Source organism: Galbibacter sp. (assembly GCF_035306585.1).
Classification (GTDB): Bacteria; Bacteroidota; Bacteroidia; order Flavobacteriales; family Flavobacteriaceae; genus Galbibacter.
The window spans coordinates 1-13,510 of record NZ_DATGNU010000086.1; the positions used below are offsets into that span (position 1 = coordinate 1).

Annotated in this window: 13 protein-coding genes and 1 tRNA gene; 12 read left to right on the forward strand and 2 right to left on the reverse strand. The window is 37.8% G+C overall.

Translation table 11 applies throughout. The features are described 5' to 3' along the window. Positions 1-28: 28 nt before the first annotated feature. The 11 genes from VKY50_RS08545 to ribB all read left to right on the forward strand — a co-directional run bounded on the left by VKY50_RS08545 (position 29) and on the right by ribB (position 11,266). A complete protein-coding gene (locus VKY50_RS08545) occupies positions 29-1,228 on the forward strand; it encodes an aminotransferase class I/II-fold pyridoxal phosphate-dependent enzyme (protein WP_324300862.1) in 1,200 nt (399 codons plus the stop codon). Positions 1,229-1,492: 264 nt separating this feature from the next. Beyond that, on the forward strand, positions 1,493-2,947 hold the full coding sequence (nhaC, locus tag VKY50_RS08550) for a Na+/H+ antiporter NhaC (protein WP_324300864.1): 1,455 nt from the start codon (positions 1,493-1,495) through the stop codon (positions 2,945-2,947). 208 nt (positions 2,948-3,155) lie between these two features. After that, positions 3,156-3,794, forward strand: a complete 639-nt coding sequence (locus tag VKY50_RS08555; RefSeq protein WP_324300866.1) for a peroxiredoxin — start codon at positions 3,156-3,158, stop codon at positions 3,792-3,794. A 12-nt stretch (positions 3,795-3,806) separates the two neighbouring features. Then, positions 3,807-4,121, forward strand: a complete 315-nt coding sequence (locus VKY50_RS08560; RefSeq protein WP_324300868.1) for a thioredoxin family protein — start codon at positions 3,807-3,809, stop codon at positions 4,119-4,121. Then, positions 4,102-4,362 carry a DUF6952 family protein gene (locus VKY50_RS08565; protein WP_324300870.1) on the forward strand — a complete coding sequence of 87 codons (261 nt, stop codon included), beginning with the start codon at positions 4,102-4,104 and terminating at the stop codon, positions 4,360-4,362. The genes VKY50_RS08560 and VKY50_RS08565 overlap by 20 nt, the downstream gene beginning before the upstream one ends. A gap of 183 nt (positions 4,363-4,545) precedes the next feature. Continuing rightward, entirely contained in the window at positions 4,546-5,049 is a 504-nt protein-coding gene (gene tpx, locus VKY50_RS08570) for a thiol peroxidase (RefSeq protein ID WP_324300871.1), read from the forward strand. Then, positions 5,046-5,405, forward strand: a complete 360-nt coding sequence (locus VKY50_RS08575) for a diacylglycerol kinase (RefSeq protein ID WP_324300873.1) — start codon at positions 5,046-5,048, stop codon at positions 5,403-5,405. Before tpx ends, VKY50_RS08575 begins: the two co-directional genes overlap by 4 nt. Positions 5,406-5,466: 61 nt before the next feature. Further along, a complete protein-coding gene (locus tag VKY50_RS08580; RefSeq protein WP_324300875.1) occupies positions 5,467-7,902 on the forward strand; it encodes a DNA translocase FtsK in 2,436 nt (811 codons plus the stop codon). 17 nt (positions 7,903-7,919) lie between these two features. Continuing rightward, positions 7,920-8,567 (forward strand): outer membrane lipoprotein periplasmic chaperone LolA1, encoded by a 648-nt coding sequence (gene lolA1 / locus VKY50_RS08585; protein WP_324300877.1) that lies wholly within the window; start codon positions 7,920-7,922, stop codon positions 8,565-8,567. Between the two features lie 24 nt (positions 8,568-8,591). Beyond that, positions 8,592-10,091 carry an LptF/LptG family permease gene (locus VKY50_RS08590; protein ID WP_414652313.1) on the forward strand — a complete coding sequence of 500 codons (1,500 nt, stop codon included), beginning with the start codon at positions 8,592-8,594 and terminating at the stop codon, positions 10,089-10,091. Between the two features lie 23 nt (positions 10,092-10,114). Beyond that, positions 10,115-11,266, forward strand: a complete 1,152-nt coding sequence (ribB, locus tag VKY50_RS08595) for a 3,4-dihydroxy-2-butanone-4-phosphate synthase (protein WP_324300881.1) — start codon at positions 10,115-10,117, stop codon at positions 11,264-11,266. 18 nt (positions 11,267-11,284) lie between these two features. On the opposite strand, the gene VKY50_RS08600 is transcribed toward ribB, so the two are convergent. Next, positions 11,285-12,496: a DegT/DnrJ/EryC1/StrS family aminotransferase gene (locus VKY50_RS08600; protein WP_324300882.1), complete on the reverse strand. Its 1,212-nt coding sequence runs from the start codon at positions 12,494-12,496 to the stop codon at positions 11,285-11,287. A 75-nt stretch (positions 12,497-12,571) separates the two neighbouring features. Then, entirely contained in the window at positions 12,572-13,207 is a 636-nt protein-coding gene (locus VKY50_RS08605; protein ID WP_324300884.1) for an NAD(P)H-dependent oxidoreductase, read from the reverse strand. Between the two features lie 204 nt (positions 13,208-13,411). On the opposite strand from VKY50_RS08605, the gene VKY50_RS08610 reads away from it, so the two are divergent. Further along, a tRNA-Ser gene (locus VKY50_RS08610) sits at positions 13,412-13,496 on the forward strand. The last annotated feature ends 14 nt before the right edge of the window (positions 13,497-13,510 follow it).

A 13,510-nucleotide genomic window follows, 5' to 3' on the forward strand; every position in this document is an offset into this window, starting at 1 on the left:
GACTTTTATAGTATAAAAGGATAATCATATGAAATTTAAACCAGCAAATAATATTCAGGATTTACAGTATTTCGGAGAATTTGGAGGGGTTAATCCTTCCATTTCAGATTCCTCTACGTATACTTTTCTTTCTGCTAAAACCATGTTTGACACCTTTGAAGGCAACACCGAAGGATGTTACCTTTACAGCAGACACTCCTCACCGTCAAACCTGTACTTGGGTGAAGCATTAGCGGCTATGGAGAACACAGAAACTGCCAATGTGACTGCCAGTGGTATGGGAGCTATCACAGCCACTATAATGCAACTCTGCAATGCGGGTGATCATATCATCTCGAGTCGAACCATTTATGGTGGCACCTATGCATTTATGAAAAATTTCTTACCAAAGTTCAATATTACGTGCAGTTTTGTCGATAGTACAGACCTACGCGCTGTTGAACAGAGCATTACAGATCAAACTAAAATAATCTATTGTGAAACCCTTAGCAATCCCTTGTTAGAAGTCTCCGATATTGCAGCCTTGTCCAAACTAGCAAAAAAATATGATCTCCCCCTAGTAGTAGACAATACCTTTTCTCCGTTGAGCATCACCCCGTCAGTATTGGGTGCTGATATTGTCATACACAGTCTGACTAAATTCATCAACGGAAGTAGTGACGCTGTAGCTGGAGTGGTGTGCGCAAGCAAAGACTTCTGCCTAAGTTTAAAAGATGTAAATCAAGGAGCAGGCATGTTATTAGGAAGTACCCTTGACAGCCTTAGGGCTTCCTCTATATTAAAAAATTTAAGAACACTACACATAAGGATTAAAAAACACAGTGAAAACGCCCTATATTTAGCAAAAAAATTTGAAAAAGCTGGCTTAAAAATAGTCTATCCTGGACTCAGCTCACATCCAGGTCATAATAAATTCAAAGCGCAAATGAATCCTGAATACGGATATGGTGGATTGCTAACCTTAGATGTTGGCAGTCTTGATAAAGCCAATCAGCTCATGGAGATGATGCAACAAGAAAATCTTGGTTATCTCGCGGTAAGTTTAGGATTTTACAAAACTTTATTTAGCGCCTCAGGAAGCTCTACTTCTTCAGAAATACCTGAAGTAGAACAGCGAGAAATGGGACTAAGCGATGGCCTAATCCGATTCTCCATTGGAATCGACAATGATATCAGCCGAACTTGTGAGCGCATGCTGAGCTGCATGAAAAAGTTAGAAATCCTATAAGAGGGTCTGATGTAGTAACTTGTCACTAGGTATAAAAACTATGAGGTTGTGGTTTTCTATAGAGAATAGGGTTAAAGAAAAAATCTATAGACGGACCACAACCTTTCTATTTTGTTTAATCAGAGTAAGTTACCCTGAAAAATAGATCAATAAAAATCCACCACCCCCCGTGATAAAATTTAATTTCTCGTACTCTTTGTTCGAATTCTATAAAAACTTTGTATTTTTCCGCCTGTTTACTCTACTAAAGTACCACCTTAATTAATGAAAGACGAGAAAATCATTCACAATAAAGAGCTCTCTATTTGGGAAGCACTACTTCCTGTTATCATTCTAGTAGCATTACTTGCCTTCAATGTTTTTGTTTACGGCGATGATTCCTTGGGAGGATCAAATCAATTTATACTTCTTATAGGTGGAGCTATTGCAGCCATTGTTGGCGTTTTTAACAAGGTGAAATTTGATCGAATGCTAGAGGAGGTTGCTAACAATATCAAATCAACCTCAGGGGCTATCCTTATACTACTTTTTGTCGGTGCACTTGCTGGAACTTGGCTCATTAGTGGGGTGATCCCAGCAATGATTTATTATGGGCTTCAAATCCTAAGTCCGTCATACTTTCTAGCGGCTTGTGTTATTATTTGTTCTATTATCTCGGTAGCCACTGGAAGTAGTTGGACAACTAGCGCGACCGTTGGTATTGCCTTGGTAGGTATAGGAGGTGCATTGGGTATTTCCGCTGGAATGACCGCTGGTGCTGTAATCTCAGGTGCATATTTTGGAGATAAGATGTCCCCTTTAAGTGATACAACAAACCTTGCACCAGCAATGGCAGGAACGGATTTGTTCACACACATTCGGTATATGAGTCTCACCACTGTTCCAACTATGATAGTGACATTAATTTTATTTACCATTATTGGGCTAAATTTGGACACCACCACCATACCAGATACCGGATCACTTTTATCGGCTATTGAAGAATCATTCATTATTACCCCTTGGCTCTTTATTGTTCCTGTGGTTGTAATTCTTTTAATCTTAAAGAAAGCCCCACCTCTTATGGCACTACTTGTAGGAACCCTACTAGCTGCAGTATTTGCTTTGGTTTTTCAACCAGAGATCGTTATGGGTATTACGAATTCCCAAGAGTTAAATCTTATAAATGCCTATCAAGGAGTAATGAATGCGATCACTGTGGAAACCAAAATCACCACTTCCAATGAGATTCTCAATGGGTTATTTACCGCTGGAGGCATGTATGGAATGCTAGGAACAATTTGGCTTATCCTTTGTGCAATGGTCTTTGGTGGCATTATGGATGCCATAGGAGCACTATCAAAAATAAGTAAAACACTTCTCAATGCTTTCGATTCCATCTTTGGTCTTTTCGCAAGTACTGTTGCAAGTTGTTTAGCACTAAATCTTACCGCATCAGATCAATATTTAGCCATTGTAGTTCCAGGTAAAATGTATGCGCAGGCCTATAAAGAAAAAAATCTTGCTCCTGAGAACCTCAGTAGAACATTAGAAGATTCAGGAACGGTCACCTCCGTATTGGTGCCATGGAATACTTGTGGAGCCTATCAAAGCAGTGTGTTGGGGGTTGACACAACGGCCTATATAGGCTATGCCTTCTTCAACTATCTTAGTCCTTTTACAACGTTGCTCTTCGCAGCCTTCCAAATTAAAATAAAGCAATTAACTCAGAAAAAGTAATTTCGTAACTTATAATCAAAATTCTTGTTAAATTATCAATACTTATCCCTAAAACTTAGCTTTTACACAAAGAATTAAGCACTTTGCTTTTGCGATTAATAAATCCTATTAACAGATAAATTTATACGATTTCAAAGAGTGTAAATACCCCTCTTTTGGTTGTAGCTTTGCAGCGAAGTAAAACGAATAAATTTAAACTATTATAATTATGGCATTAGTAGGTAAAAAATTTCCAAGTATTGCAGTAGATGCAATGAATGAAATGGGTGACACTTTCAAAATCAACGTTTTGGAAGAAGCAGTAAAAAACAACAAAAAAGTGATCCTTTTCTGGTATCCAAAAGACTTTACTTTTGTTTGCCCAACTGAGTTACATGCATTTCAAGCGGCACTTGGAGAATTTGAAAAGAGAAATACGATAGTTATTGGTGCCTCTTGTGACACTGCTGAGGTACACTTTGCTTGGCTAAATACGCACAAAGACAATGGAGGAATCGAAGGTGTGACTTATCCTCTATTGGCAGATTCAAATAGAAACCTAGCAAACATGCTTCGTATTCTAGACCTTTCATCTGAAACTTATAATGAGGAGACAGACTCTTATGTATATGAGGGCGATAATGTAACTTATAGAGCTACCTTTTTGATCGACGAAGAAGGAACGGTATTCCACGAAAGTGTAAACCATATGCCTGTAGGTAGAAATGTAAATGAGTTTATCCGTTTAATAGACGCCTATACGCACGTTCAAAAGAACGGTGAGGTTTGTCCTGCTAACTGGGAGGAAGGTAAAGAAGCAATGAATGCTGATAGAAAAGGTGTTGCTGCTTATTTAAGTGCAAATTAAAAAGTATTGGTGATGATAGTAGAATTAGACAAAGACAATTTATCGGATTTGGTAGCTGAGAATGACACTGTATTGGTCCAGTACTCAGCAGGATGGTGCGGGAATTGCCGTATCATGAAGCCGAAATTTAAAAAATTCGCTCAGGAGAATAACAACGCAACCTTTGTGATTGTAGATGCTGAGAAGTATCCAGAATCTAGAAAGCTAGCTAATGTAGATAACTTACCTACCTTCGCAGCTTTTAAGAAAGGAGAAGTTTTAAATCAGATTCAGACCAATAAGACGGATGTATTAAAATCTTTTATTGATGAAGCTACCCATAATTAAACAATTATCAGGCTTTATAGAATCCAATGATGAGGATTACGTAAATGAAGCTATCGAAACTCTTGAAGCAATTACTGAAGTTCCTTCACTAAAGGACGAAGAGCTGGATGTTATTGGAGAATTAATCTCGAACATGTATGGAGCTCTTGAAGTTCAAAAACTAATGAAGGAGGAAGGATTAAATCAAAAGGATGCGATTAATGCTTTTATGAAAAGGGTTTTAGGCTCGATCGATAAGTAGATTATAATGCTGGGAAGAAATTGCTATAAAAAAGTCATCAAAGGCTACCAAATTGGTAGCCTTTTGTGTTTTAAATCCTTTTAATAATTGTTATCTTTATCCTCTAGGAGTGTTTAACACACTCTGATCTCAGCGATCTATAAACATCGATAACAACAAGTATTATTAATACAAAATATAAAAATGAGCACAATTACATTAAAAGGAAACAAGGTAAACACCTTAAGTAGTCTACCCGAAGTTGGAAGTAAAGCACCTAATTTCAATTTAGTAAATGGTGAGCTTTCCTCGGTATCGCTTAGTGATTTCAAAGGTTCTAAAGTTATTCTTAACATCTTTCCAAGCGTAGATACTGGAACATGCGCTGCCAGTGTAAGAAAGTTCAATGAGGAGGCCTCCGAATTAGATAACACTAAAGTATTATGCATTTCAAGAGATCTTCCTTTTGCACAAGCACGCTTTTGTGCTGCCGAAGGTATCAAAAATGTCATTTCACTTTCGGATTTTAGAGATCAAAAGTTTGGAAAAGATTACGGAGTTGAATTTGTCGACGGCCCATTGAAAGGCCTTTTAAGCCGTGCAGTAGTGGTCATAGACGAGAATAACAACATTCTTTATTCCGAGCAGGTTTCTGAGACTACTGAAGAGCCAAATTATAAAGCAGCCTTAGCGGCATTAAAGAATTGAAAATATTTATAATTAACAGAATCAAGAGCATAGGATACGCCTTCAAAGGGGCGTATCTGCTTTTTAAAAAGGAGGCCAGCATACAAACTCAGGTTGTTATTGCCATCATCACTATAATAGCTGGATTCTACTTTGAGATATCCGCCACAGAATGGACGGTTCAACTGCTTACCATAGCCCTTGTAATGGGTGTTGAAGGAGTCAATACAGCTATAGAAGAAATGGCAGATTTTATCCACCCAGATTACAACCAAGATATCGGACGTATTAAAGACATCTCCGCAGGGGCTGTATTTCTTGTAGCCGTTGTAGCTATGGTGATTGGCGCCATAATTTACGTTCCGAAAATATTTTAAAAATATAAATAGAAACTGTACGTTTGTAATTAGTACTTTTGCGATAAACAGAGTAATGCCAATGGCCAGAAAAAAAAATAAAAAAAACAATACAACTTCCGCTAGCACACGCCCTAAATTTCAGATTTCCAATCAACAAAAAATTATTTTTGGGACGCTATTAATGCTGTTAAGCGTTGCTTTTGTTATTGCTTTTATCTCTTATTTCTCTACCTGGCAACAAGATCAAAGTCTTTTAAAAGAATTTTGGAATAAACAAGTAGAAGCGGAGAATTGGTTGAATAAATTTGGAGCTTCTGTGAGTGACTTTTTTATTCGTAAAGGATTCGGAGTTGCTGCTTTTATTTTTCCAATCCTCATCTTTCAAACTGGTTTATTTTTATTTGTCGGACTTCCATTAAAAAAACTAAACAACAGGTGGTTCTGGGGTATGCTCACTAGTATTTGGCTCGCAATTTTTTTCGGATTTTTCGCCGAAACTGCCCCTATCCTAGGAGGTGTTATCGGTTTTGAAATGAATGATTTCCTAAGAGCTTACATCGGCAAAATAGGTATTGGCCTGCTGTTGTTTTTTGTTCTAGTGATTTATTTGGTTAGCCGCCTAGGCGTAACACCTGAAAAAATACAATCCCTTTTTGTAAGTACTCAAAGAGAGTTTAAAGCTGCTTTTGCTTCAAACAAATCCAAAGCGGAAGCCAACCCTGTAACTGATCAATACGAACCTTCAGCAGTGCCTCAACCTGAACCAGCTCCAAGAGCTGTAACAAAGGATGAGCAAAACGATATCGCTATAGAAAACTCATTTGAAGTTAAACTCTCTACGGAGGAGGATTCCCTTGAATCACCCCTTCCAAAACCTACAGCGTCCCCTACCCCTGCTTCCCTTGATGAGCAACAAAATGAGCAGGATCATGGACTACAAATAGAGGTAGAAAAACCAGAAGAAGAAAAAGAAGAGCTAGACAATCTATCCGATCGCCTTGTAAAGGACTTTGGAGAGTTTGACCCCAAGTTAGCGCTGAGCAAGTACACCTTCCCTACACTAGAACTACTAAACGATTATGGCGCTGGAAGCATCACCATCAATCAAGAAGAACTTGAAGAAAATAAAAATAAAATTGTAGATACCCTAAAGAACTACAAAATTGAAATATCGCAGATAAAGGCTACAATCGGACCGACTGTGACCTTATATGAGATTGTCCCTGCTGCAGGAGTACGAATTTCTAAAATCAAAAACTTAGAGGATGATATTGCGTTATCCCTTGCCGCCTTGGGAATTAGAATTATCGCACCTATACCAGGGAGAGGGACCATCGGTATTGAAGTTCCTAATAAAAATGCAACTATTGTATCGATGCGATCAGTCATTGCTTCTAAAAAATTTCAAAATGCAGAAATGGAACTTCCTATTGCTTTTGGGAAGAACATTAGTAATGAAACATTTGTAGTTGATTTAGCAAAAATGCCACACTTACTAATGGCTGGTGCAACTGGACAGGGTAAATCTGTTGGACTGAATGCTATTTTAACCTCTTTATTATATAAGAAACACCCCGCAGAGGTGAAATTCGTGTTGGTCGATCCCAAAAAGGTGGAGTTGACGCTATTTAATAAAATTGAGCGTCATTACCTGGCCAAACTACCCGATAGTGAAGAGGCAATTATTACCGATAACACGAAGGTAATAAACACATTAAATTCACTGTGTATTGAAATGGACAATCGCTACGAACGTCTGAAAAATGCCATGGTGAGAAACATTAAGGAATACAACACTAAATTCAAGGCTCGTAAATTAAACCCTAATGATGGCCATGAATTCCTACCGTATATCGTCTTAGTCATTGATGAGTTCGCAGACTTAATTATGACTGCTGGTAAGGAAGTGGAAACTCCTATTGCAAGGCTGGCACAATTAGCGCGTGCCATTGGAATACACCTTATTATTGCTACCCAACGTCCCTCGGTAAATGTTATCACAGGGATCATCAAAGCAAACTTCCCGGCTAGGGTAGCCTTTAGGGTTACCTCTAAAATAGATTCAAGAACCATATTAGATTCACCAGGAGCTGATCAATTAATTGGCCGTGGTGATATGCTATATACACAAGGGAATGATCTGACAAGACTTCAATGCGCATTTGTCGACACCCCTGAGGTTGAGAAAATAACTGATTTTATCGGTAGTCAAAGGGCCTACCCTTCAGCTTATGAACTTCCAGAGTACGTAGGAGAAGAATCTGGCACAAGTGTTGATATTGATATATCGGAAAGAGACGCTTTGTTTAGAGAGGCTGCAGAGGTTATCGTAATTGCTCAACAAGGGTCTGCCTCATTATTACAGCGCAAACTAAAGCTGGGTTATAATAGGGCAGGAAGAATTATTGATCAATTAGAGGCCGCAGGAATTGTAGGTCCTTTTGAAGGAAGCAAGGCAAGACAGGTACTCGTACCAGATATGGTTACCTTGGATGAGTTATTAAGTAACGAATAAAGAAATTAAAAAATAACATGAAAAAATTAATTTTAGTCTTTACCCTTATATGCGTAAGCTTAAACAGTAATGCTCAGAATGATCCCAAAGCCAAAGCGCTTTTGGATCAGGTCTATAATAAGGTAAAAAGTTATGACAATATTTTTATTGCATTTAAATATGCCTTAGATAATAGCCAAGAAAACATTCACCAGGAGACCAACGGCGACGTGACGCTCAAAGGTGAAAAGTATGTATTTAATTATTTAGGAGCCACCAAAATATTTGACGGCTCGAAAACTTATACTGTTATCCCAGAAAATGAAGAGGTCGTTATAGAATCCAATGAGGGCAACGAAGAAGATGCCATTACACCTTCTGCTATGCTCACCTTCTATACCGAAGGGTATAATTACCAAATGGATATACTTCAAAATGTCAATGGAAGGCAAATACAATATGTGAAACTATCGCCAATTGATAGTAATTCCCAGACCAAAGAAATACTATTAGGTATAGATGCCAATACAAAACACATATACAATCTTATCGAAGTGGGTAACAATGGTACCAAAACCACCATTACAGTTAGTAATTTAAAAACAAACCAACCGCTACCTGATTCCATGTTTAGCTTTGACAAGGATCGATATGAAGCATTAGGATATTATATTATTAGCAACTAGACTTTGAGAATTTTAGACCGGTACATATTATCACGATTTTTATATAATTTCATCAGTTCTTTTGTCATACTGATGTTTATATTTATTTTCCAAGCTATTTGGTTTTTTATCGATGAATTCGCTGGAAAAGACATCGATTTAGAAATCGTCGGAAAGTTTCTATTCTATTATTCTCCAAATCTAATCCCAAATGTGCTACCTCTAACGGTGCTTTTAGCATCCATTATGACCTTTGGTGCCCTGGCAGAAAATTATGAATTTGCCGCCATGAAAGCCTCTGGAATATCATTATCTAGGGCTATGATGAGTCTTGTGGTCTTTATTGCTTTTCTGAGTTTTGGAACCTTCTTCTTTGCCAATAATGTCATTCCAGCTGCAGAATACAAATCCTATAACCTCAGGAGAAACATTGCCCAAATGAAACCTGCTATGGCCATTAGTGAAGGTGCCTTTAGTACCATTGGTGATGATTTCAGTATGAAGGTTGATGAAAAGCACGGTCCAAATGACAACTTACTGGACAATGTTATTATTCACCAATTATCCAATGGTGGTTTAAATAGAAAAGTGATTAAATCAGTAGAGGGCGAACTAATTGGCTCAGAAAATTCCAACATACTTCAACTTAAACTCATCGATGGTAATTACTACCAGGACATGGAGGCCAAAAGTCGAGACAAACGAGATAATTACCCTTTCGCAAAAGCACATTTTGAGACCTATACCATTTTTATGGATCTCTCTGAGCTTAACAATATCGATCTAGAAGAGGAAAAGGTCAAAAACACCTTTAAGATGCTCAATGTCTCGGAGCTGGACTATGCAATAGATTCCTTAGCTAAAGACAACGAGAAAATCTTTACCAATTTCGGAGAGAATATATTTAAAAGAACGGGTGCCTCTAATATTCAATCTAAACCTCGAAATAATCCAGTAGTCAAAAAAAATACTGCAGAAGAAAAGCAAGAACTCTCAGAGAGCGAAAAGCAAGAAATAAGGGCGAAGCTTCTAGCTAACATAGACAGTACTATTACACTCTATCAGGATTACCGACAAAGCCAAATGATTGATATGGCTTTGAACACTGTAAAAAATACCAAATCAACACTGGAGGGTAAAAAATGGGATTTAAATCGTAGAATCAAGCTTTACAATCACCATGTGCTTTCACTACATCAAAAATACGCCTTAGCTTTTGCTTGTTTTATTTTGTTCTTTGTGGGTGCGCCATTGGGTGCCATTATACGCAAAGGAGGACTCGGACTCCCCATGGTTTTGGCCATAGGTTTATTTTTAGTTTACCACTTTATAAATATCTTTACTAAGAACTACGCAGAAGATGGTAGCCTCTCCCCTGTTCTAGGAGCTTGGATCGCTACCCTGATCATGCTGCCTCTTGGAATATTCCTAACTAGAAGAGCAACGGCTGATAAAGCTTTATTTGATTCGGGAGGATTGCTAACAAACATAGGTGACTTCTTTAGAAAATTAAACCCAAAGAAGAAATCAGAAGTTTCAAATTAAGTATCTTTGAAAAAAAATTTGAAATGAGTACAGACACCATCACCTCTAATGCAGAGATACGACTTAATACCATAGAGGAGGCCATTGCTGATATCAAAATGGGAAAAGTTATTATCGTAGTTGACGATGAAAATAGGGAGAATGAAGGGGACTTCGTAGCCGCTGGAGATAAGGTGACTCCTGAGGTTGTTAATTTTATGGCGCGACATGGTCGTGGGTTAATTTGTACACCCCTGACAGAGAAGCGTTGTAAAGAGCTTGATCTACATCCAATGGTGACCAATAATACGGATCATATGGAGACCGCTTTTACAGTTTCCGTTGATTTACGTGGTAATGGGGTAACAACAGGAATTTCTGCGGGAGATCGCGCAAAAACCATTAAAGCACTTATTGACCCAAACACCAAACAATTTGAATTAGCCAGACCTGGCCATATTTTTCCTTTAGTTGCTAAAGAAGGTGGCGTTTTAAGGCGAACCGGTCACACAGAGGCCGCTATTGATTTTGCGCGCTTGGCTGGTCTAAGTCCAGCAGGGGTCATCTGTGAGATTATGAATGAAGATGGTACAATGGCTAGACTTCCAGAACTAATTAGAGTAGCCAAGGAATTCAACCTGAAAATTGTATCCATAGAAGACCTAGTTGCCTATAGAATGCAACATGATAGTCTTATTGAGAAAAAGGAAGACTTTGATATTGAAACTAGGTTTGGGACTTTTCGCTTAAGGGCTTATAAGCAAACCACCAACAATCAAGTTCATATTGCACTTACTAAAGGAAAATGGAATAAGAACGACCCAGTATTGACTCGAATTAATTCCACCCTTGTAAACAATGATATATTGGGCACTCTTACCAGTAGTGTTGATGAAAAGTTAGATAATATGTTCCAACTTTTAAACCAAGAAGGTAAAGGGGCGATTGTTTTTATAAACAAAGACACCAATAGTTTAAACCTTCTCAATAGGTTAACCGCATTGAAAGAATTGCAAAACAAAGGCGAACTAAGAGCACCTAAAGTTCCTATGGACAATAAGGACTTTGGTATTGGCGCCCAAATTCTTCATGATTTAGGTATTTCTAAAATCCGGTTAATGTCCAATTCTTCTCAAACTAAAAGAGTAGGAATAATTGGTTACGGATTGGAAATTGTGGAATACGTAAATTACTAATTTTATTACTATATAAAGTTACTTGTTAGCAACCTGCGCCGTGATGCTACTAATGGTATCTGCCATCTTTTTAGCGCGATCTTGTACTTCTTGTTCACTCCATCCAAGTTTGATCAAGACAGAGATCGTACGGCCTAACCAATGATCTGATTGACTTGTATCCATAGTATTATAATCTGGTAAGCCATTTCGTAGTTCTTCTGGCAATTTCCCTAAACTTTTTAAATCTTTTAGGTGATGCCATTTTTTGATATAATGCCAATTATTATCAAACCAGTAAAAGCAACCGTCTACACCACTTTCTCCTAGTTTTTTATGGACTACCCTCGCGGTTTGTTCATCTGGCATAAAAAAGCTTAAGAACGAATAATTTTCTACACCTTTTTCAGGAACAGTTCGCATCTGTACACCAGGAATGTTTTCAATGGCAGATCTTATGGTGCTGTAGTTCTTTTCTTGGATTGATAAGAAGTCATCCAAACGTTTAATTTGCGCTAGCCCAACTGCAGCGTTGAGCTCTGAAATTCTATAATTATATCCCATAAACGGGTGTTCATCCGCTCCTCTATCCTTTCCAAGGTGATCGTGACCATGGTCCGAAAAATGATCTGCATTCTTTGCAAATTTTTCGTTATTCGTAATCAAGGCACCACCCTCACCACAGGTAATTGTCTTTACATAGTCAAATGAGAAGCAACCTAGATCACCGTAACTGCCTAATGGTTTTCCGTCGTAACTACCACCAATTGCTTGACAAGCATCTTCAAGTAATAAAAGACCATATTTGTCGCACAGAGCTTTTAATTCTTTTAATCGCGCCATAGAACCACACATATGAACTGGCATAATAACCTTGGTTTTTGGAGTGATCGCTTTTTCAACCTTAACAGGGTCTAGTGTCAAGGTATCATCAATATCAACAAGTACTGGAACAGCACCCAAAGCTATTATGGATTCAAAACTTGCCACAAAAGTAAAAGTTGGCATAATAACCTCATCCCCTGCTCCAACATTTGCGCTTGCTAAGGCAACGGTTAATGCAGAGGTTCCACTGCTTACCAGTTGGGTGTATTTAGTAGCCATACGCTCAGAAATTGCCTGCTCCAGTTCTACAGCCTTCCAATGCCCATTACGGGCTCCATCAAAGCCATATCGCATAAGGACACCACTCTCCAAAACATCATTTACTTGGGCTCTTTCTAAATCTCCAAAAAGTTCAAATCCTGGCATAGCGTTCACTATTTAAAAGTTGACACAACAAAGTTATTAAAAGCAATGTCAATTCGGAAGTAATAAAATACAAACTCAAGAATTAAAATCTATTACACTATCTTCTAATGGTTTACGAACTTTTTTTAACTCTGCCATAAAATCGTCTTCAGCTCTATATCCCACCGGCATTATCAATACCGATTGTAAGTTTTTTGATTTCAAATCAAGAATCGCATCATAATCCGTTGCGGAAAAACCTTCCATTGGACAGGCATCTATTCCACCCAATGCACATACCGTAAGCATATTCCCCATAGCCAAATAGGCCTGATTAGTTGCCCAATTGTATATATCCTCTTTTGATTTCTTTTCAAAATCGTCAATTAAAAAATTCTGAAAAGGCTCTAGTATATTTTCGGGAGTTTTTCTAATTTCTTTTACGCGATTAAAATAGCTTCTAATATACTCGGCATCTATCCCTTTTTCCACACAAAAGATCAACACATGAGAAGCATCTTCTACCTGAGCTTGATTAAAAGCTGCCGCTCTAAGTTTCTTTTGTACTGACTTATCGCAAATAACTAATAATTTTACAGGCTGTAATCCATATGATGTTGCAGTTAGGTTAAATGCATTTTTTAGCATAGTCACCTTTTGCTCATTTAATTGTTTAGAAGAGTCAAATTTCTTAACTGCATAACGCCATTCTAGGGCTTTTATAATTTCCATAGATCAGGTTTTCAAACAAAAATACGAGATTAGAATGACAATTCTCCAGAAGTAACAGGAAAGACTACCCAATAGGATTTCATCCATTAAAATTTAACTTAATTTATATACTACTCAAAACCAATGGTTAAACATTTTGATCATAAAAAAATTTAAATTCTCCTTTTTGTATTCAAAAAAGGTTTCTATATTTGCACCCGCTAAGGAGAAATGGCAGAGTGGTCGAATGCGGCAGTCTTGAAAACTGTTGAGGGTCACACCTCCGGGGGTTCGAATCCCTCTTTCTCCGCAATAAACACTGGT